Here is a 21,067-nt window from a genome sequence, read left to right on the forward strand (position 1 = left end):
TTATCTCTCCATTGCATTACGAGGATATCTGCTCAATCAGGGCTAGTCAAAAACTTCGAGACACAAGCACCGTTTGTTGATAACTAAAATTTAAATTATCTACCTTAAATTGTACTTTTGAACGAGGTCAAAAACAACACTTTTTGATATTGACTTTTACAATTGATATTGATTTTTGAAAGCTATGTATTTAATATTCGACACCGAAACCACAGGATTACCAAAAAGTTGGGCTGCACCAATTTCTGATACAGACAATTGGCCAAGATGTATTCAAATTGCATGGCAGTTGCACGACGATATGGGAAATCTTGTTGAACATCAAGATTATCTTATTAATCCAGAAGGTTTCAATATTCCGTATGATGCCGAAAGAATTCACGGAATTTCAACCGAATTAGCTCAAGAACAAGGAATCCAACTCAAAGAAATGTTGGAGAAATTCAACATAGCCTTATCTAAAGCAAAGTATATCGTCGGACAAAACGTTGGGTTTGATATCAACATTATGGGTTGCGAATTCTACCGAATGGGAATCACTTCTCCAATGTCGCAAATGCCGATTTTAGATACTTGTACCGAAGTTACCGCATCGTTATTAAAACTTCCAGGTGGACGTGGCGGAAAATTCAAATTACCTACATTAACAGAATTACATCAATATCTTTTCAACGAACCATTTGCAGAAGCACACAACGCAACTGCCGACGTTGAAGCTACAACACGTTGTTTCTTAGAATTAATTCGTACAGAAATTTTTACTAGAGAAGAACTTGATGTTGAACCCGAATATTTCGAAGATTTTCAATTAAAAAATCCAAGATCAGTTCAATTAATTGGATTGAAGCATATCAATCTTAAAGAAGCTTCGGAGGAAATCAGAAAAAAACTTCAAAAAAGTGGAGAAGAAACAATTCAAACCTCTATTTCTGAAGCCGATAAAAAAGATTTTAAACAATCTCGATTTGCTCATTTACATAATCATACACAATTCTCAGTTTTACAATCTACCATCGGAATTCCGTCACTAGTTGCTGCAGCTGCAAAAACAAAAATGCCTGCTGTAGCCATGACCGATACCGGAAATATGATGGGTGCCTTTCATTTTGTAAGTGCGGTTATGAATCATAACAAAGCGGTTAAACCTAAAATTGAAGCCGCAATTGAAAACGGAGAAGAACCATCTGACAATGAAATTATTCCAATCGTAGGTTGCGAGTTCAATATTTGTGACAATCATAAAGACAAAACAAAAAAAGATAACGGCTATCAAGTAGTTTTTTTGGCGAAAAATAAAAAAGGATATCACAATTTAGCCAAAATGTCTTCTATCGCATACATCGATGGTTTTTATTACGTTCCTAGGATTGATAAATCAGTTGTGGAGCAATACAAAGAAGATATCATTGTTTTATCAGGAAATTTATATGGAGAAATTCCTAGTAAAATTTTAAATGTCGGAGAAAATCAAGCTGAAGAAGCGCTAATTTGGTGGAAAGAACAATTTGGGGATGATTTTTATTTAGAAATCATGCGCCACAATCAAGAAGATGAAAATCGTGTCAACAAAACCTTGATAGAGTTTTCACAAAAGCACAAAGTAAAATTAGTTGCTACAAATAATACTTACTACGTAAATAAGGAAGATGCCAATGCTCACGATATTTTGTTATGTGTTAAAGATGGTGAAAAACAAGCCACACCAATAGGTAGAGGTAGAGGTTATCGTTATGGATTACCCAATCAGGAATATTATTTCAAATCGGAAGATGAGATGAAAAAACTATTTACTGATTTGCCAGAAGCCATTATCAACGTTCAAGAAATTATTGATAAAGTTGAAACGTATTCATTGTATCGCGATGTATTACTTCCAAAATTTACTATTCCAGAAGAATTTGTAAATCCAGAAGATGAAGCTGATGGCGGAGTAAGAGGTGAAAATGCTTATTTACGTCATTTAACCATGAATGGCGCACAAAAACGTTATGGCGAAATCACTCCAGAAATCCAAGAACGATTGGATTTTGAACTACTAACCATTTCTAATTCCGGTTATCCTGGCTATTTCTTAATTGTACAAGATTTCATCGCCGAAGCCAGAAAAATGGACGTTTCCGTTGGTCCAGGTCGTGGTTCTGCAGCAGGTTCTGCGGTTGCCTATTGTTTGGGAATTACCAATATTGACCCAATTAAGTACGATTTGCTTTTTGAGAGATTCTTGAATCCAGACAGGGTTTCAATGCCCGATATTGATATTGACTTCGACGATGAAGGTCGTGGTCGTGTTATGGATTATGTAATCAATAAATATGGTTCCAATCAAGTAGCTCAGATAATTACTTATGGTAAAATGGCAACTAAATCAGCCATTCGAGATACGGCTCGAGTATTGGATTTACCATTGTTTGAAGCCGATAGAATTGCAAAATTAATCCCAGGAATGATGCCTTCCAAATGGAATTTGGCACGATTTATTTCTGAAAAAGAAGAAGACGTCAAAAAAGCATTACGTTCCGATGAATTTGATAGAGTAAAAGAATTAATTGCGATTGCTAACGACGGAGAATTATCAGGTGAAACCATTCAACAAGCTAAAGTTTTGGAAGGTTCACTTCGAAATACTGGAATTCATGCTTGTGGTGTGATTATTACGCCAAGTGATATTACGAATTTCGTTCCAGTAACAACAGCCAAAGATTCTGATTTATATGTAACTCAGTTTGATAACTCGGTTGCCGAAAGTGCCGGATTACTAAAAATGGACTTCTTGGGTTTGAAAACCCTAACCTTAATAAAAGATACAGTCAAATTAGTAAAATACAGAACTGGAATTCAATTAGATCCTGATACTTTTCCAATTGATGATGTTAAAACTTATGAATTGTTCCAAAGAGGTGAAACGGTTGGTATTTTCCAATACGAGTCACCTGGAATGCAAAAATACCTTCGCGATTTAAAGCCAACCGTTTTTGGAGATTTAATTGCTATGAACGCACTTTATCGTCCTGGACCATTGGAATATATTCCTTCTTTCGTTCGCAGAAAAAATGGAGAAGAGGAAATAAAATACGATTTAGATGCTTGCGAAGAATACTTAGGTGAAACTTATGGAATTACCGTTTATCAAGAGCAGGTAATGCTTTTGTCACAGTCGTTAGCCGATTTCTCTAAAGGTGATGCCGATGTTTTGCGTAAAGCAATGGGTAAAAAAGATCGTGCTACTTTAGATAAAATGAAACCTAAATTTATAGAACAAGCAGCAACCAAAGGTCACGATGCTACAGTTTTAGAAAAAATTTGGAAAGATTGGGAAGCTTTTGCAAGTTATGCCTTCAATAAATCGCATTCTACTTGTTATGCTTGGATTGCTTATCAAACGGCTTATCTAAAAGCGCATTATCCTGCAGAATATATGGCTGCGGTGCTTTCTAATAACATGAACGATATCAAGCAAGTTTCTTTCTTTATGGAAGAATGTAAACGTATGGGATTGCAAGTTCTTGGTCCAGATGTTAATGAATCGTTTTATAAATTTACGGTAAACGAAAACAATGCCGTACGTTTTGGAATGGGAGCTGTTAAAGGAGTTGGAGCCAATGCAGTGGACACTATTGTTCAAAGCAGAAAAGATGCGCCTTACAAGTCGATATTTGATTTGGCTAAAAAAATTGATTTGCGTTCTGCCAATAAAAAAGCTTTTGAAAGTTTGGCTTATGCCGGAGGATTTGACTGTTTTACCGATACACATCGTGCACAATATTTCCACATTGAAGGCGAAGGAATTACATTTTTAGAAAAAGCCATGCGATATGGTTCAAAATTTCAAGAAAATGAAAACTCATCACAAGTGAGTTTATTTGGAGAAGCAAGTGATATTCAAATAGCCGAACCAATTGTTCCGCCATGCGAAGAATGGAGTACGATGGAAAAATTGGCTCGCGAGAAAGAAGTTGTTGGAATTTATATTTCAGGACATCCATTGGATGATTATAAATTTGAAATGGAATATTTCTGCAATGTAAAATTGGAACAATTAAAATCACTTGAAAGTTTGGTTGGTAAAACAGTTTCGTTTGGCGGAATTGTAACCAATATTCAACATCGAACTGCCAAAAACGGAAAAGGTTGGGCAACATTTCTTTTGGAAGGTTATGACGAAAGTTATGAATTCCGAATTTTTGATGAAGAATACTTGAAATTCCGTCATTTTTTAGTTCAAAACCAATTTGTTTATTTCAAAGTTTTGGTAAAAGACGGTTGGGTAAATCGCGAAACTGGAAAAAAATCCGATCCAAGAATCCAATTCATGGAAGCTAAAATGCTCGCCGATGTATTACCAACCTATGCTAAAAGATTGATAATCATATTGAATATAAAAGAGCTTCATCAAGATTTTGTGTACCAATTAAGTCAAATCATGACGCAACATCAAGGTGATCATAGCGTAACATTTGAAGTGTTAGAAATAGAAAAAGTTAAAAAAGAAATCGAAATTCAACCCGTTATCAATGAAGATACTGAAGAAGTAATGACCGATGAAATTGAAGGTGAAATGACTACAGAGATAACAATGAATGTAACCGAAACAATCGAAGAAAATAAAGTAATTACTGCTATTTCAATGCCAAGCCGAAAAACAAAAGTAAAAATTTCATCCGAATTTTTAAACGAATTAGAAAAACTACAAGTTAATTTTAAACTCAATTAAGTATCAATTCTAATGATTTCAGCATAGCCAAAACTAATTTTCAATTAACAATAAATTAAGTTTTTAATACTTAAATTTGCAACATAATCAATAAACAAAAAATTAAATATAATGGCATTAGCAATAACAGATGCTACTTTTGACGAAGTAGTTTTACAATCAGACAAACCAGTAGTAGTAGATTTTTGGGCAGCTTGGTGCGGACCATGTAGAATGGTTGGACCAGTTATTGACGAAATCGCAACAGAATATGAAGGAAAAGCAGTAGTTGGAAAAGTAGACGTAGATGCAAACCAAGAATTTGCTGCAAAATATGGCGTTCGTAACATTCCAACGGTTTTAGTTTTCCAAAAAGGAGAAGTTGTAGGTCGTCAAGTTGGCGTTGCGCCAAAGAAAACCTATACCGATGCAATCGACGCATTGTTATAAAAAATGATGAAAGAGAATTTAAGAAAGCCTGATTGTAAAGTCAGGCTTTTTTTTTGAAGCCATTCTATGTGAATAAAATAAACCATTTTCCCGCTTTCCGCAGTATCTTTTTTGTCACGCCGAGCGCAGTCGAGGCGCTTTTACAAACAAAAAAGGATACTTGCTTCAAATGAAATTCATCGAACTCCAATGAAAAGTATTAACAAAGTGAGATAATCGGGGCTAAAAAATAAACCATAGCATTTTAATAAACTTTTAGAAGATAGTTTATAAACCTTTCAATATCTTTGAAGTTATGAAGATAGAACAACAAAAAGAAATCATATCAGGATTTAAACATTTGGAGCTTTTAGCAAACCAAGTAGTTGAAGGATTTATTTCCGGAATGCACAAATCGCCATTTCACGGATTTTCAGCCGAATTTGCCGAACATAAAATCTATAATTCAGGCGAAAGCACAAAAAATATTGATTGGAAACTTTTTGCCAAAACCGACCGATTATATACTAAAAGGTATCAAGAAGAAACCAATCTTCGTTGTCATTTAATTATCGATAATTCGTCCTCGATGCATTATCCAAAGTTGAATTCTAACGATTTGTTTTTTCACAACAAAATAGGTTTTTCCGTCTTAGCATCGGCTGTTTTGATGAATTTGTTAAAGAAACAACGCGATGCCGTTGGACTAAGCGTCTATTCCGATAAATACGAATATTACGCACCCGAAAAAGGAAGTGATCGTCATCATAGAATGATTTTGAACACCTTGGAAAATTTGCTTGAAAATCCAAAAGAAGCAAAATCGACCGATACCATTACTTATCTGCATCAAATAGCTGAAAAAGTACATCGTCGCTCGATGATAATTCTCTTTACTGATATGTTTCAAAATACAGCCGATAAAGAAAAACTCTTCAATGCATTACAACATTTAAAACACAACAAACATAAAGTAATAATCTTTCATGTTTATGATAAAAAAACCGAAATCAACTTCAATTTTGACAATGCGCCACGAAAATTTATCGACCTAGAAACAGGAGAACAAATCAATATTTTTGCCGATAACATCAAAGAAGCCTACGAAGAACAAGTAAATTTATACTTCAAAGAAATTGCAATGACCTGCGCTCAGAACAAAATTAAGTACGTTCCAGTAGCTGTTGAAGAAAATTTTGAAAAAATTTTAACGACATATTTAGCTGAAAAACAAATGTTTGGTTAGTTTTATGAAAAAAAGGCAATATTTTTTTTCAAAAAAAGTTGCAAAACTAAAAAAGCGTTGTATATTTGCAACCGCAATAAAGCAAAGGTTTGGTAGTTCAGTTGGTTAGAATACATGCCTGTCACGCATGGGGTCGCGGGTTCGAGTCCCGTCCAGACCGCTAGAAATAGCGAATTTAGGAAAAGGTTTTCAGAGATGAAAACCTTTTTTGCCCTAAATCCTAAACGGTAGTTGTGTTGTTTACCCGAGTAAAATCGGGCGGTTTAGTAGTTAGACCAAATGAAAAGCTTTCCCTATTGGGATGGCTTTTTTGCTTTATAGAAATTTCTATTCGTTGATAAAGGCGAAATTCTTTTTACTTCTTTAGCTTTAATTTGCCCAATATCCATCCCCTAATCCGTTACCTCAAAACTATACATTTAATTAAGTTTTGTTTTGAACCTCAAAATTGAGTAAAAAAAACAAAGAAAATTAGTAAAAAAATCATAATATTGTAGGATTTGAGCAACCCTAAATATTTGTGGTTGTAAATATATATCAGAGAGCAATTAAAATGAATAAGTTTACTCAAAATATAGTTGATGAAATAATCGACCAGTACATGTTTGCTGATGATACAAAACGCCCATGGATTATTGGTTTTAGCGGAGGGAAAGATTCAACAGTAATGCTTCAATTAGTTTGGGAAGCATTAACACAAATAAAAGATTTTCATGGTGTTGTTGGAAGGGATATTTATGTAGTTTGTAATGATACTATGGTTGAAAATCCTGTGATAACCGAATATGTATATAGGGTTTTAGATAAAATTTCAGAAGCTGCTAGAGACCAAAATTTACCAATACAAGTTATAAAGACATTACCTAGATTAGAAGACTCTTTTTGGGTTAATTTAATAGGTAAGGGCTATCCTGCTCCAAATAATGCCTTTAGATGGTGTACTGAGAGATTAAAAATCAAACCAACTTCACGATTTATCCTTGAACAGTTAGACGAATTTGGAGAAGCCATAATACTAATTGGAACTCGTTCTAGCGAAAGTGCAAGTAGAGCTAAATCAATGAAAAAACATGCTATTAAAGGTAAGAGATTAACAAAACATCCTACCCAAGCAAATACTTATATGTATGCACCAATTAGACATTTAATGCTAGAGCAGGTTTGGTATATAATTAACACAATGCCCTCGCCTTGGGGTGCTAGTAATGAAGAATTATTTCAAATATATTCAGATGCAAGTGCAGATGATTATGAGTGTCCAACTGTTGTTACTGATAAAGAACACAAATCTTGCGGGCAAAGTAGATTCGGTTGTTGGGTTTGTACCGTAGTAAAACAAGATAAGTCAATGTCTGCCTTAATTGATAATGGATTGACTTGGCTAAAGCCGTTGCTAACTTTAAGAAATGAACTAGCAGAGGAGAGAAATATTATTGAAAACAGAATGCCACAAAGAAGAAATGGTACAGATGCCATTAATGGTATGGGACCATATTATCCTAAATATAGAGCATCAGTACTTGAAAGACTTCTGAAAACTCAAAGAGAAGTACAAAAAGAGAAACCTCATGTTGAATTAATTACCAATCAGGAGTTAATTGCTATTCAAACAATTTGGTATAGGGATTTTGTTTTCGGTCAGAAAGTTTCAGATATTTACAAGAACGCATATAAAACAGATTTGGATATGAATAACCAAAATGAAAAAAGAGAAAAAGAGCTAGAATTACTTAAAAAAACATGTGAAAATAGTCCACAAGATTTTGAGTTAATACAAGAACTTTTAACTCTACAAAAAAATAAGTCATTATTAAATAGAAAAAGAGGACTTAAAGACGATATTGAAACAAGAATTGAAGAATATCTAAAAAAAGAGCAATAGATATGTTCATTAAAGAAATTGAGTTAAATAATTTCAGGATATATAAGGGAAGTAACAAAATAAATCTTCTGCCTGAAAAGGATAAAAACATTATTGTTGTTAGTGGTAAAAATGGATTTGGAAAGACAACTTTTCTAATGTCATTGGTTTGGTGTTTATACGGCAAACAAATGGAAAAAGTAGATGAGTTGTATCAGAAAGAAATTGCCGACAAAGGAGGTTATGGAAAATACATAGGTAATAGTTTAAATCGTCTTGCAAAAGTTGAAGGAGAAACGAAATTTTCTGTTTCTGTAACTTTTAGAGATGTTAAAATTCCTGAAATTACATGTAATGAAATAAAAATCACGAGAACTTATGACATTGTTACAAGTGCAAGTGATAAAGTCGAAGTCTTGATTGATGGTTTTCAGAATGAATTGATTCAAGATTTAACAACTGATGGCAAACAAGACGGTGAAGAGATATTTATTAGGGACTTTATTTTACCAATAGAAATTGCAAAATTTTTCTTTTTTGATGCTGAAAAGATAGTTTCACTCGCTGAAATCAATTCTCCCGAGCAAAGAAGATTATTGAGTAAAGCTTACACGGAAGTTTTAGGTATCAAAAAGTATGAAGATTTAAAAGAGCAATTAGAAAATATTCAGGATGAATATAGAAAGAAGTTTGCTAAACCTCAAGAGAGAACAGAGTTCAATCAGATTATTGCTGACATCGATAATCGACAAATAAATATTGATGAAGTTGAATTACAGATTCAACAACTTAATCAAGAAAAAATTGAAAAGCAAAGCAATTCAAATGAAATTCAAATGAAGCTAATTCAAGAGGGTAATATGATGACTCTTGAACAACTAAACGAGCTTAAAGAATTTGAAAATACGCTAAATGGAAAAATTGGAGATTTACAAAATGATTTAAAAGAATTATTTGATTTAATACCATTTGGATTAGCAGGAGAAACACTTATGGATATATCTACTCAATTAGATGTTGAAAAAAGTTACAGAGAGAGTAAATATAAACAAGAAGATGTAGGAGATAAAACAAATAAAATTCTCAATGATATTGAAGCTCAAAAACGCAATTTTTCGGGTGTAATACCAACTGATATAAGAGATTTTTATGAAAACCAAATAAAATTTTTAGTAAAAAAATATTTTTATTCAGATTTACCTGAATTAGAAACAAACTTTAATGCTTTACATGATTTTTCTGATGTTGAAACTAATGAATTAAATTCATTAATCAATAACCTAAAACATACCTTTAAAGATGTATTTACAAAATTGAATGATGAATATACTCGTTCTAAAAGCGATTTAGATTCTATAAGAAGAAAAATTAGAGCAGCAGAAAAAGATGCTGAAGATGAATATATAGCAAATTTAAGGTCTGAAAAAGAAAGACTTGATAAAAGAATTTTTTCTATTGACAAAGACATTTACGATTTAGGGGAAAGAATAGGAGGTTTTAAAAATGAAATTAAAACTTTGAAACAAAGACAAGAAGAGTTGAGAAAAAAGATTGATGATTCAAGAAGATACTCTGAAAAAGATAAAAAAACCCAAGAATTAATTTCTAAACTCAAAGAATTCATTAAAGAATTTAAAGTTACAACTAAAAAGAAGTTGGAAGAAAATATATTGAATGAATTAAATACATTAATGCACAAAAAAGGATTTATTAAAAATGTTGTTGTAGATATTAATCAAGCAGGAGATGATGTTGATATAAATTTATTTAATTCTAGGGGAGAAAAAATTGATAAAGGTTCTCTTTCAATGGGAGAAAGACAGATGTATGCTTCAGCTCTTTTAAAAGCTTTAGTTGATGAATCTGATATTGAATTCCCTGTATTTATAGATTCTCCAATGCAGAAATTTGATAAAGAACATGCTGAAAATGTAATCAAAGAGTTTTATCCAAATGTTTCCAAGCAAGTAGTTATTTTTCCACTTATTCATAAAGAATTGACAGAAAGTGAATTTGAATTATTAAAACCAAATATTAGTAAATCATATATTATACAAAATTTCAGTACAGACGCATCAAAATTTGTTGAGTCAACTCCTGAAAATTTAATTAAAACATACAACGATTTATATGCAAATTAATATAAGGACATCAGAAGCTAATCAAGAGATAGTTAGAAAAATAACATCCAAATTACCAGTTGGCACTAAAGAAAATGTTATTGCTAGAATAGCTCTAGGATATTCTCTTCAAAATGGTAAAAGATTTACAGTATCAGAATTTAATATTTACGATTCAAAAGGTAAGGAATATAAAGATCACATATTGTTTGATGCAAAATATAGAGATTTTTACATTGCTTTAATTTGTCAATACTATGGGATTTATAAAACGCATGAGAATATTCCAAAGTATATAAAGCTTCATATCGACCATGGATTAGAGTTAATGGATACTTTATTTGAGAATAATAACAATTACACTTTTTTAGATTTTTTAATTGAACATTTAGACAAAGGTATTTCAATGTTAGATACCGTAAAAGTAAGTCTTGATGCAGTTAAAAATAACAATCAAGGAATTGAGAAGAGTTATTTTTCTGAACCAATTAAGATTCTCATTGGTAATAAACTTGAAAATAAAAATGAAGAGATAGAATTAAATTTTAATAACACATCTCTTTACAACAACAATCATATAGCTGTTGCAGGTAGTTCAGGAACGGGTAAGACCCAATTTGCGCTACAATTATTAAAAGAAATTTCAGAAAAATCAAATCACCATGTAAACTTTATTTACCTAGATTTTAAAGGATTAAAAGATGATGATTTGATTGAAATGCAACCATTTTTTGATAAGACAAAAGCTAAGTTCATTGACGCTCCAAAAACCGCATTTCCAGTAAATCCACTATCTTTTATTGACAGTATAAACGAGGTCAATAAGCAAATGGGAATAGATAAATTTGTTGATATTATTTGTAAATATTCAAATATTGGAATTAAACAAAGAGGAAAATTAAGAGAAGCAACATATGAAGCATTTTTAACGAAGAAGCCAGGTGAATATCCAAACTTTTCCGAAATTAATGAGCAGTTATTAGAATTAGTAGGAGATAAACGTGATACGTTGACTGAGATTATTGATGAATTAAGTAGATACAACGTTTTTGAGGATAATAAGAAATTAGGTAATTTTTTAAATCAAAATATTTATTTATCATTATCAGGGGATTTATCTAATTCTGTAAGGTTCACTTCACTTTTTTTAATAATAAATTACATTTACAATGTATTTATGAACATGGAAAACACACCGAATGACAATGGGTATAGGTCTATGAGATATGTTTTGTTGATTGATGAAGCTCATGTGATTTTCAAAGAAAAAAAGTATCAAGAAATTTTAGAAAAAATTTTAAGAGAGATTCGTTCAAAAGGTGTTTCAGTCGTGCTCTTGTCTCAAGGAATTGAGGAGTTTAATCAACCAACATTTGATTTTTCAAGCAATTGTGAAATCTCATTTTTATTAAATGTCAAAGATAAAAACAATGCAAAAGCTATAAATAAATTTTTAGGTTTTAGTGAAAAAGATGGAATTAAAGCATACAGAAGTTTAGAAAAGATACAAAAAGGTCAATCAATTTCTAATATAAAAGAATTTCCTAAAGGAGAATTATTTGAAATAAAACAATTTTACAATAGTTAGTTAACATGGAGAATGCCAAAGTACCTCATTTTTTTAAAGAAATTAAAGAAAGAATGAAATTACAATTTTATCCTTTCAATGATTTATATTTAACTTATCTTGTTTTTTTTGTATTACTCATAGGCGGTATTGGAATTTGGGTTTCAATTTTTCAAGAGTTTAATAAAGATGTAGCAAATTATACAAATGTTGTTTTGAATATGGGTACTTATTATTTAGCATTAATAACAACTTCATATATTGATATTACTACAAATGATAAAATTGTAAACAAGAAAAGTTTACAGGTATATTCTTTTATCTTTTTATTTATTGTAGCTTCAATTTTTGTCTCTTCATTTTTTCTAATAGATAAATATTCACTTTTATTATCATCAATAGGAATAATATTAGGATTATTTATTTGGCATCTTGCAAATTGTGAAAATGAAAAATTTAATGACGAAAGTTATAGTGCTAAAATTAGAGCTGGAGCAAAAAACACTCATGGTAAAGGCTGGAAATAATGAATAATCTAATTAATAATAAAATTATAGGTTTCCCAATTTTTCAAAATCAACAAGATTTTATTGTGGGAAAATTTAGCATATCTCAAATTTTCAAATTCACTAGATATACTTCACGAATTTTAAATTCTTTTGATGAGGAGGGAAAACCATTATATAATAATGAAATTCAGAGAGAGATTGAAAATCCAAGAGCAAATAAGATAGCTGATTTTTTAATTGAAGACCCAGAAGCAACATTTCCAACAAATATAGTTTTGCACATTCCTAAAGAAGCAATCGAAGAGCAGAAAGAACATCAAAACTTTGTTGAAATTAAAATAAAGCAACAAGTTTTTGAAGAATTAAATAAAGCAAATGGGGATATTTACATTACAGTTATTGATGGACAACATAGGGTTAGAGGGATTGAGATTGCATTAAAAAGAATAAAAGATGAAATTAACAACTTAATTAGTGATATAAATAAATATCCCTCTAAAATCGATTTACAGGAGAAACTAGCATTTAAAAAGCAAAGATTATCCGATTTAGAAAAAATAGAGTTAGTTGTTTCTTTTTTTATAGATAAAACAATTGAGTATCAAGCAATGATTTTTTCAACTATAAATAGAACTCAAAAAAGAGTTTCTCAAAGTTTGGTATATGATTTGTTCGGTTTAGATTTAGACGATACTCCCCAAAAAACAGCAATTCAAGCTATTATTGCTTTGAATGGTCATAAGACCTCTCCATTTTACAATAGAATAAAATTTTATGGTGGGGATTATTCTAATGACTATAGTCCACCATTATCTCAAGCTACAATGGCAAAATCTATAGTAAATTTAATTTCAGAAAATCTCAGAGAATCAGAAAGGGATAGAAACAGAAAAAGGAATGAACTAAAAACCAGAACTCCTGGGTCAAATAAATTCTTGCCATTTAGAAAATACTATGCTAATAATCAAGATGAGTATATTTCTGATATTATGTTTTATTATTTCAATTGTGTAAAGTCAACCTTTAAAAATGAGCAAGGAACTTCATATTGGGAATTTAGGGATTCAACTCTAAAACCAACAAATATTTTACAAACAACAGTTGGTTATGAGGCATTATTAAATATTTTAGTTGATATACTTGAAAAGGAAAAGTTAACAGAATTCAATGTAAATGTATTTACACCTTTCCTTGACAAATGTAAAAAAATAGATTTTGGAAACACTAACCTTTATACATTCAATAATAGAGGGAAAAAGATATTATATTTAAGTATGAGTTTAGCTATTTGGGAAACAAATAAATTAGATTCTCAAGACAATAGATATAAAGAATTAATGGAGTTAATTAAAGTTTAAATTAGTTATAAACGAAAGAGCCAAAATAGATGTTGGCTCTTTTTTTTAGATAATATACTAGAGAGTTTATTTAAACCCATTTTAACCAATTATTATTTTTTAAAAATATAGAATTGGGTTTTTACATTATTAAATCATAGAATCAAATAAAAAGACCAAAATCAAAACAAATTAAAAACAAATCGGCAGTTAATTTATTATGTCCTTGTTATCTTATAATCGCTTTGGCTTATTTATCAATTTCGTTTGGCTTTAAAAGGGTATTCTATTTATTATGTACCTTGTTATATTTACATTAGGTATTTATATATCGAAAGTTACCCTTATTATATAACCTGTCTGTTTTCTTCCTTAATTCATACAAAATAATAGCCTTGTAATCCTTTTCGCTGATAATATGCGATTTGTATATATTCATTAAATCATTAAAAAATTTAGATTTATTGTTTGGCAAAACCATTTTATTAAAGTCTTTTATTGTGTTATGTATTCCATTACTTTTCATAAATGAATAGAACCCCCACTTTATAAAATCATTTTTGGAAATTTTCGTTTTATTATTTTCATTGATTACTTCATTCTTTGAAATAGTATCGACAAATTTAATTGCATTCAGATATTTATAAAGTTCTTTTGGTAATTCATTCCAATTCGATTTTAATGAACTTAATTTGTGATATTTCATTTTAAAAGTAGGAATACTAACTTTATTAATGTCTATTTCAAATCTTAGCATTAGATATTTACTGATAATTTTTTTATCCGTTTTGGTAAACTCTTTTTTGCCTAACATTTCAAGATATTTGTCATAAATTAACAAATCGTAATTAGTAAATCTAAAGTAGATACTGGTTACATTTTTATCATCTCTTTTAGCATTTCTATATTTTACAAAACAATCCAGTATGTCATTAGTAAATGATTTTAATAATAACGTAACACCAATTTCCAATTGGGTAACTTTAAACATTCTCCAGATTTCACCTTTTTTTAAACCAAGTTTACAACCCAGTATTTCTATACAATCAATAAATTCATAATAGTTTAGGTCTTTTCGAGAATTTTTATCAAAATACCATTTTCTAACACTTCCGTTTATTGATAATGAATAAGTACCAGTTTTTAAATTTTCAGTCAATAGCATTCTTAAACTAAACATCCTTGATTTTTTAGTTATATTAGTCTGTAAATATCTATTTAATTCAAAATCAAGTTCTGTAAACTCTTCATCGTCAATTTCAATCTCTCTCCATTTAAAATTTTCCTTAATGAAGTCGGGATTAAAATTTTCAGCCATTAATTTAATTTTATCTATCATATCCATGTATCCTTTAAGTGTTTTTCAAGTCTATTTAATTTTTCATAACTAAGATAATCCATACAAATACGGTATCTATACTCATCATTTTTATGATATAAAAGCATATGTTTTGATTTAAAAAGTCTTCTTTTTCTAGGAGTAAAAATCAAATCAAGTTCTGTATGTAATAATTTCAAGCACTCTTCATATTCTTCCTCTGTTAATTCATTTTCTAAATATTCTTGATGGAACCAAAACTTTAATTTGCCCATAATTAATAAGACACAAGAATTATCAAGTTCATTGTATATAGTCCATAGTCTTAATGAATACTTTTTTCTCTTCTTAACACTATTGTACAAATCAGCTTTAAAAAATGTTAAATTTTTAGTGTCAGATGAGACATCTCTTATCCATTTTATTTTTTTGATTGGATAATAATTTTCACAACATAAGGCGGTATCATATATTATCATGTTTTCTATTTTTTAGTTAAAAATTTTTCAAGTTCACTTCTTCTGATTAGAATTTTTCCATTTCGGGTTTTCTGATTAGTGTTTAAACCTTTTCTTCTAAATCCATCAATGATTTTTCTACTCAATCCGAACTCTACTTCTACATCAGAAATAGACATCCATTCTTTGTTAAATTCGGGACGATTTGATAGTTCCGTTAATAGCTTTTTAGTTTGGATTACAGTTTTAACTAGGTTGCTGTAAACTCTTCTTTCAATTTCAATTTTTGTTTTCATATTTTAAAAAAATTTGCCGTTGTATAAATACATAATACTCGGAAATCAATTTTTTTGTTTTGAAAAATGAATAATTTAACATTTTTATTTTGTTAAAAAATATAAACATCAGATAATCAGTATTTTGTATGAATAAAAAAACGACCTGATTTTTTCAGGTCGCTTTAATAAATTTTAATTTTTTACAATTTTAATCCAATCGAAAGTTATATTCAATTTTTCCAATTTGTTTATCAGGAGCGTTATTATCGGGTTGCCATTTCGTTCCTAAAGCAGCAATTTTTGAAGCATTCAATAAACAAGCAGATTTATTTGTAGTTCCATTAACTCCAGCAATTGCGTTAATAACATTTCCATTTTTATCGACAGTAATTTCAACAACTACTTTACCTTGTTCATTACAATTATACTCTGGGGATGGTTTTTTAATAATTTTTCTTCCGTTCAATCCCGTACCGTTATCATTGTAATTTTCATAATTACTTTTGCTATTGATAGTAGCTTTTAATGGAGTAATGGATAATTCAACCTTGTAATTTCCTTTTTTAGATGTTTTATTATCAAAGAATATCGTAATTATATCGTCATTATTTACATAAGTTGAATATTCTTTTGTTGTTTCCTCAAGCTTAAAATCGGTTTTACTCAAATCAATTATAATATTGTCCAATAGATTTTTATCTGAAAATTCAAAAGTAGTTATTCTGACATCTTTTCTAGTTCCATTATCCCAACCAACATAACTTTCTAAATATTGCTTTTCATTAACAAAAGAGTACCATTCATTAAGGGGTTCTTCATTTTTTGGGTAATCAATATTTTTCCAATTAGAATTTAATTTTGAATAGATTTCGCTAGATGAAGTTTTTGAAATTAGAATCAATTCAGAAAGATTTTTGACAAGGTTAATTTTTTCTTTTACTGAATTACTCGAATTGGAAATGTTGTTAAGTGCGTTATTACTAATCTTATTTTTAGTGTTTTGGTTTTCTTTGTTCGATTTTATATACCCACCATTTATTCTTTTATCTACAATTACGATTATAGAGTAACAGTCTTTTGGTAATTTATAATCATCATCAGATTCGGTTTGAATAGTTACAATTCTATTTCCATCTTCATACATTGAATTAGATTTCAATCTTCCTTTAAATTCAAATCCTTGATAAACTAGATTTTTTGTTATTCTATTCAATAATTCTTTATCATTAGAAATAAAATTGGTTAGCCACATTGTCTGACTAGATAGTAGATCCATTCTTCCGCATTTTTTCAAGACTTGCTTTTTATTTTCTCTATTGTATGAAAAAATATATCGTTCAGTAATAAACCCTTTCTCTGACGTGTCTTGTTCGGGAGTGTTTAATTTCCAAATTCCTTGTAATTCACTTACCATTTCTTCAACGGTTAGTTCAGAAATTTCAAGTAAATCTTTTAGATTATTAATTTGAGAATTACAATTTGTTATACCACAAATCAGAAACACTAGTGCAAGTATTATTTTTTTCATTGTCTTAATTTTTCAGCTAAAATATAAAAATTGTCGCATTTATTAAGTTTTATTAATGTGGTAAATTTTAAGCGACAAATTTCCAAAATTCGCTGTATGGAAAAGTCAAAAGAAGAATTAGATAAAGAGATACTACTAGTTGCTGAAAAAATTAAAGCTTTAAGGTTAAAAGCTGGTTTTACAAGCTACGAAACTTTTGCTTTTACAAACGACATTAATAGAGTACAATATTATAGAATAGAAAAGGGTCAGAACATTACGCTCAAGACCCTTATCAAAGTGCTTAAAATTCACAACTTAACGTTACAAGAATTTTTTAAAGATTTGGAGTAAATTTACTTTTGTGTTTTTTACTTCTACTAGTCGGATTTAATAATACGGACAATCTAATTTCAGCATTTTTCATTTTCGCATTTATTAAGTCATTTCTTTCAACATCAAGTTGACCTAATAATAAATTTATACAATCTTTGTATTCTTCAACAGTTAGAGTTCTTCCTAGAATTTTTTGAGAATACCAATTGTTTAAATTACCTCTTACAAGCAAAGTAAATTTTTCCTTATGTTCATCTGCTAGCATGAATAAGGTTAAAAAATAGTTTTCCTTTTTTTTATTACTATTGTATAATAAAGCTACAAACAAGGTTTTCTTTTTATAGGTATCATCAACACTTACCCAATTTATTCTTTCTGTTGGGGAGTAATTATAGCAAGTCAATTCAAAATTATCTAACATATTACAGTCTATTAAGGTTATTATTCTCGTTTTTTGGCTGAAAGTTTACAGTACCCATTATGTCTTTCATTTTATTTACATTAATTCCAGTATAAGCATAAGTTTGGCTCAATTTTTTATGTCCCATCATTTTAGAAATATAAAATACATTAACATTATTATTTAATAAGGTAGTCCCAAAAGTATGACGTGCAACATGAAAATGAAGTGTCTTTTTTAATTCAGCTATCTCTCCAATTTTCTTTAAGTATCTATTTACTGTTTGGTTTTCTATTCGTGGAAAAATATTTTCATTCTCTTTCCTTTTAGACCAATATTTACAGATAATTTTTTTGGCTTCTAAATTCACAGGTACTTTTAAATCAACTCCAGTTTTAACTTGTTTTAGTGTAATTACTCCATTTTTGTAATTTTCCTTTTTTAAAGCTACCACATCACTATAACGCATTCCAGTATAACAACTGAATAGAAACATACATCGGGTTAGTTCTAAATGCTTTTTTGTAGATAAATCACAAATCTCAATTTGGTTTATTTCAGCAGGAGTTAAATATACCTCTCTAGCATTTGGACTTACATTTTTTAAACCTTTCCAAGATTCGTTTTTTAAAACACCTAGCTTTACAGCTTCTTTTAACACAGTTTTTAAAAATTTAATCATGTTGTATCTACCGCTTTTAGTTTCTACAAGATAATTATCAAACTCAACCATAAAAGAATAATCAATTTCTGAAACCATTAAGTTCGGTTTAAAGTCGTCTATTTTTTTTCCAAGTGTAGTGTAATGGATTTGAGTACTTTCTCTTATAGTTTGGAAATGGCGTTTACAAAAAGATTCATAAAATGTAGAAAACAAAATTTCATTATCGGTTTCAGTTTTTCCATTCCAAAAGTTTGAAATGTCAGTTTTAGATAATGGTCTGCCAATACTTTTAGATTCTCTGATAAAGTCTTCCAGATTTTGTTTTTTCTTTTTAATTACAGCATTTAGATTTCCAAAGCCTTTTCCGATACCTTGTTCTTTATCTTTATCCCAATACTTCTCTTCAATAAATTCAGATGTAGAAAATTTTTGAGTTACATTGTTGTATTGTAGTACAACGTAGATTGGACAAGTTCCATTTTTTCTAATTTTGTCCGTTCTTAAAACGGCTCTTACTGTGTAATAATTAATTGTCATTTTTAAAATATTTAATATTAATACTTACATTAACTCTAGTAAGCATTTTTTTCTCTTATTTTTTCAAGAGCTAAATTAGATACTTTTTTACAATTAAACTACTGATTATCAAATAATTATAAAAATTTAACTAAATTTGGTAACATTAAATTAACATAAATATAACATTAAAATAACATTAAGAGCCTATTTTTAAGGAAAAAAACTACAAAAAATGAATTTTAAATGACAGTTTATTTAAAAAAAGAGATTAGGGAGTGTTTTTTTTGAATAAAATGATATATTTGCACTGTTGAAATTTACAGGAAACATCCCCTAGGACATTACCTATTTAATTCCAACCTTTGTAAAGCCTAGTATTTACTCAAAATATATGGTCGAGTTCGAGTCCCGTCCAGACCGCTAAAATTGGGAAAAAGGTTTTCGGAAACGAAAACCTTTTTTGCCCAAAAAAGCATTTAAGATTAGTTGTGTTGTTTCGATACGAATTTGTAACTCGTATCACGGTTTAGTAGTTAGACCAATGAAAAGCTTTCCACTTTTTGTGGATGGCTTTTTTGTTTTTTACGAAAGTTCTAAAAGTGAAAGCCACAAGAATAAATCCATGAAATCTATATAATCCGTGGCAAAAAAATAATCGTTACAACTGTTTTTTTAACTGTCAATAAATCTTCTCAAAAAATCTTTAGCAAAAAGCTAAACAAAATTCTTCAATGCGATATAGATATAAAGAATAAGAAATGAAAAGCAGACTACAAACTTTATAAAAGTAGAAACCAAAAACCCAATAAACGAACCCAAAGCAGCTTTCAGCGCGCCATTCGTATCTTTAGAATTATAAAGCATTTCTCCAACAAACGCACCAACAAAAGGTCCAACAACAAAACCTATAGGCGGAAAAAACAACCCAACAAGTAAACCAATATTCGTTCCCCAAACACCATATTTTGTCCCGCCAAACTTTTTCGTTCCTTTTGCTGGAATAATATAATCAGCAATCGTTATAAAAATTGTAATCAAAAAAGTAATGCCCAAAACCCAATAATTTGCCTCAACCGTTTTGGTGAAATATAGGCATACAAATCCAAACCAACTCAAAGTTGGACCAGGTAAAACAGGCAAAAAACTACCAATTAACCCCAAAATCATCAGAATTAGCCCAACAATTAAAAGTAAAGTATCCATAGAAATTAAATTTTATTACATTTGGGAAATTAAAAACCCGATTTCTTTCCGGTACTAAAATATGAGAAAATTTATAGTATTCCTTTTTTTGTCCAATCTCTTTTTCACTTCTTGTCAATTATTTGACAAAAAAGTGCCTAATGAAAAAGAATTATTGGATAAGCAACTAAAAGAAATCAATTGGAAAGAGGTTGACGAACTACCATCAGTATCAGATTGCGAAAAAATATCCGATGAAAATGCCCGAAAACAATGCTTTTTCGACTTTTTGACCGCAACAATTGAACAAAAATTAGCCATCGACACCTTGCGAACTTTGTATCCGCAACTCGATACCATCGAAGTAAAAGTTACCGTTTTCCCCGATTCGAAAATCAGCTTCGAACCTCAGTTTCCGCAAGATTCCGTGGCTTACGATACCATCAGGATTGACAGTATTCTTCGAGCTCGATTAATCGATTTTCCCAAAATAAGTCCAGCGATTAAAAGAGGAATTCCCGTTAAAACCCAATTTATTCTTCCAGTAATTATCAAACAAGAATAATATTTTCAGGAGCAGAATCTTCGTTAATTTGCTACACGTCATTCCGGCTGTTCGCTCTATCTTTTTCTTTTTTTAAAAGAA

At 29.9% G+C, this 21,067-nt stretch carries 17 protein-coding genes and 1 tRNA gene; 11 read left to right on the forward strand and 7 right to left on the reverse strand.

Translation table 11 applies throughout. The features are described from left to right. Window positions 1–184: 184 nt before the first annotated feature. From dnaE to IAI56_RS00550, 9 genes are all read left to right on the forward strand, one after another. Entirely contained in the window at window positions 185–4,711 is a 4,527-nt protein-coding gene (dnaE, locus tag IAI56_RS00510) for a DNA polymerase III subunit alpha (protein ID WP_187656009.1), read from the forward strand. A gap of 111 nt (window positions 4,712–4,822) precedes the next feature. Next, window positions 4,823–5,140 carry a thioredoxin gene (trxA, locus tag IAI56_RS00515; RefSeq protein WP_187656010.1) on the forward strand — a complete coding sequence of 106 codons (318 nt, stop codon included), beginning with the start codon at window positions 4,823–4,825 and terminating at the stop codon, window positions 5,138–5,140. Between the two features lie 295 nt (window positions 5,141–5,435). Then, complete coding sequence (locus IAI56_RS00520; RefSeq protein ID WP_187656011.1) at window positions 5,436–6,365, forward strand: DUF58 domain-containing protein; 930 nt, start codon at window positions 5,436–5,438, stop codon at window positions 6,363–6,365. Window positions 6,366–6,451: 86 nt separating this feature from the next. Then, window positions 6,452–6,525: transfer RNA gene (locus IAI56_RS00525), tRNA-Asp, on the forward strand. 393 nt (window positions 6,526–6,918) lie between these two features. Next, a complete protein-coding gene (gene dndC / locus IAI56_RS00530; protein ID WP_187656012.1) occupies window positions 6,919–8,247 on the forward strand; it encodes a DNA phosphorothioation system sulfurtransferase DndC in 1,329 nt (442 codons plus the stop codon). 2 nt (window positions 8,248–8,249) lie between these two features. Continuing rightward, the gene (gene dndD / locus IAI56_RS00535) at window positions 8,250–10,367 is read left to right on the forward strand and encodes a DNA sulfur modification protein DndD (RefSeq protein WP_187656013.1); all 2,118 of its coding nucleotides are present in this window, start codon (window positions 8,250–8,252) and stop codon (window positions 10,365–10,367) included. Continuing rightward, window positions 10,357–11,934: a DndE family protein gene (locus tag IAI56_RS00540; RefSeq protein WP_187656014.1), complete on the forward strand. Its 1,578-nt coding sequence runs from the start codon at window positions 10,357–10,359 to the stop codon at window positions 11,932–11,934. Before dndD ends, IAI56_RS00540 begins: the two co-directional genes overlap by 11 nt. A 5-nt stretch (window positions 11,935–11,939) precedes the next feature. Beyond that, window positions 11,940–12,440, forward strand: a complete 501-nt coding sequence (locus tag IAI56_RS00545) for a hypothetical protein (RefSeq protein ID WP_187656015.1) — start codon at window positions 11,940–11,942, stop codon at window positions 12,438–12,440. After that, window positions 12,440–13,780 (forward strand): DGQHR domain-containing protein, encoded by a 1,341-nt coding sequence (locus tag IAI56_RS00550; protein WP_187656016.1) that lies wholly within the window; start codon window positions 12,440–12,442, stop codon window positions 13,778–13,780. The genes IAI56_RS00545 and IAI56_RS00550 overlap by 1 nt, the downstream gene beginning before the upstream one ends. Before the next feature lie 295 nt (window positions 13,781–14,075). Here the strand turns inward: IAI56_RS00550 and IAI56_RS00555 are convergent, their stop codons facing one another. From IAI56_RS00555 to IAI56_RS00570, 4 genes are all read right to left on the reverse strand, one after another. Beyond that, window positions 14,076–15,098, reverse strand: a complete 1,023-nt coding sequence (locus IAI56_RS00555; protein WP_187656017.1) for a hypothetical protein — start codon at window positions 15,096–15,098, stop codon at window positions 14,076–14,078. Beyond that, window positions 15,095–15,556 (reverse strand): hypothetical protein, encoded by a 462-nt coding sequence (locus tag IAI56_RS00560; protein ID WP_187656018.1) that lies wholly within the window; start codon window positions 15,554–15,556, stop codon window positions 15,095–15,097. Before IAI56_RS00560 ends, IAI56_RS00555 begins: the two co-directional genes overlap by 4 nt. 5 nt (window positions 15,557–15,561) lie before the next feature. Further along, window positions 15,562–15,831 carry a hypothetical protein gene (locus IAI56_RS00565; RefSeq protein WP_187656019.1) on the reverse strand — a complete coding sequence of 90 codons (270 nt, stop codon included), beginning with the start codon at window positions 15,829–15,831 and terminating at the stop codon, window positions 15,562–15,564. 190 nt (window positions 15,832–16,021) lie between these two features. Further along, window positions 16,022–17,341, reverse strand: a complete 1,320-nt coding sequence (locus IAI56_RS00570; protein WP_187656020.1) for an energy transducer TonB — start codon at window positions 17,339–17,341, stop codon at window positions 16,022–16,024. A gap of 96 nt (window positions 17,342–17,437) precedes the next feature. On the opposite strand from IAI56_RS00570, the gene IAI56_RS00575 reads away from it, so the two are divergent. Beyond that, entirely contained in the window at window positions 17,438–17,674 is a 237-nt protein-coding gene (locus tag IAI56_RS00575) for a helix-turn-helix domain-containing protein (protein ID WP_187656021.1), read from the forward strand. Here IAI56_RS00575 and IAI56_RS00580 read toward each other — a convergent pair. From IAI56_RS00580 to IAI56_RS00590, 3 genes are all read right to left on the reverse strand, one after another. Beyond that, window positions 17,658–18,077, reverse strand: a complete 420-nt coding sequence (locus IAI56_RS00580) for a hypothetical protein (RefSeq protein ID WP_187656022.1) — start codon at window positions 18,075–18,077, stop codon at window positions 17,658–17,660. The genes IAI56_RS00575 and IAI56_RS00580 overlap by 17 nt on opposite strands. A gap of 1 nt (window position 18,078) precedes the next feature. After that, complete coding sequence (locus IAI56_RS00585; protein WP_187656023.1) at window positions 18,079–19,257, reverse strand: site-specific integrase; 1,179 nt, start codon at window positions 19,255–19,257, stop codon at window positions 18,079–18,081. A gap of 696 nt (window positions 19,258–19,953) precedes the next feature. Next, window positions 19,954–20,442 carry a DUF456 domain-containing protein gene (locus tag IAI56_RS00590; protein ID WP_187656024.1) on the reverse strand — a complete coding sequence of 163 codons (489 nt, stop codon included), beginning with the start codon at window positions 20,440–20,442 and terminating at the stop codon, window positions 19,954–19,956. 61 nt (window positions 20,443–20,503) lie between these two features. Between IAI56_RS00590 and IAI56_RS00595 the strand changes: the two genes are divergently transcribed. Next, window positions 20,504–20,986, forward strand: a complete 483-nt coding sequence (locus IAI56_RS00595) for a hypothetical protein (protein WP_187656025.1) — start codon at window positions 20,504–20,506, stop codon at window positions 20,984–20,986. The last annotated feature ends 81 nt before the right edge of the window (window positions 20,987–21,067 follow it).

The sequence above is a fragment of the Flavobacterium macrobrachii genome (assembly GCF_014486675.1).
Classification (GTDB): Bacteria; Bacteroidota; Bacteroidia; order Flavobacteriales; family Flavobacteriaceae; genus Flavobacterium; species Flavobacterium macrobrachii.

Coding starts and splice junctions, on each gene's coding strand:
- IAI56_RS00565 (WP_187656019.1), bottom strand. CDS start 15,831: ATGAAAACAAAAATTGAAATTGAAAGAAGAGTTTACAGCAACCTAGTT.
- trxA (WP_187656010.1), top strand. CDS start 4,823: ATGGCATTAGCAATAACAGATGCTACTTTTGACGAAGTAGTTTTACAA.
- IAI56_RS00540 (WP_187656014.1), top strand. CDS start 10,357: ATGCAAATTAATATAAGGACATCAGAAGCTAATCAAGAGATAGTTAGA.
- dndD (WP_187656013.1), top strand. CDS start 8,250: ATGTTCATTAAAGAAATTGAGTTAAATAATTTCAGGATATATAAGGGA.
- IAI56_RS00580 (WP_187656022.1), bottom strand. CDS start 18,077: ATGTTAGATAATTTTGAATTGACTTGCTATAATTACTCCCCAACAGAA.
- dndC (WP_187656012.1), top strand. CDS start 6,919: ATGAATAAGTTTACTCAAAATATAGTTGATGAAATAATCGACCAGTAC.
- IAI56_RS00570 (WP_187656020.1), bottom strand. CDS start 17,341: ATGAAAAAAATAATACTTGCACTAGTGTTTCTGATTTGTGGTATAACA.
- IAI56_RS00555 (WP_187656017.1), bottom strand. CDS start 15,098: ATGATAGATAAAATTAAATTAATGGCTGAAAATTTTAATCCCGACTTC.
- dnaE (WP_187656009.1), top strand. CDS start 185: ATGTATTTAATATTCGACACCGAAACCACAGGATTACCAAAAAGTTGG.
- IAI56_RS00550 (WP_187656016.1), top strand. CDS start 12,440: ATGAATAATCTAATTAATAATAAAATTATAGGTTTCCCAATTTTTCAA.
- IAI56_RS00585 (WP_187656023.1), bottom strand. CDS start 19,257: ATGACAATTAATTATTACACAGTAAGAGCCGTTTTAAGAACGGACAAA.
- IAI56_RS00545 (WP_187656015.1), top strand. CDS start 11,940: ATGGAGAATGCCAAAGTACCTCATTTTTTTAAAGAAATTAAAGAAAGA.
- IAI56_RS00560 (WP_187656018.1), bottom strand. CDS start 15,556: ATGATAATATATGATACCGCCTTATGTTGTGAAAATTATTATCCAATC.
- IAI56_RS00595 (WP_187656025.1), top strand. CDS start 20,504: ATGAGAAAATTTATAGTATTCCTTTTTTTGTCCAATCTCTTTTTCACT.
- IAI56_RS00590 (WP_187656024.1), bottom strand. CDS start 20,442: ATGGATACTTTACTTTTAATTGTTGGGCTAATTCTGATGATTTTGGGG.
- IAI56_RS00520 (WP_187656011.1), top strand. CDS start 5,436: ATGAAGATAGAACAACAAAAAGAAATCATATCAGGATTTAAACATTTG.
- IAI56_RS00575 (WP_187656021.1), top strand. CDS start 17,438: ATGGAAAAGTCAAAAGAAGAATTAGATAAAGAGATACTACTAGTTGCT.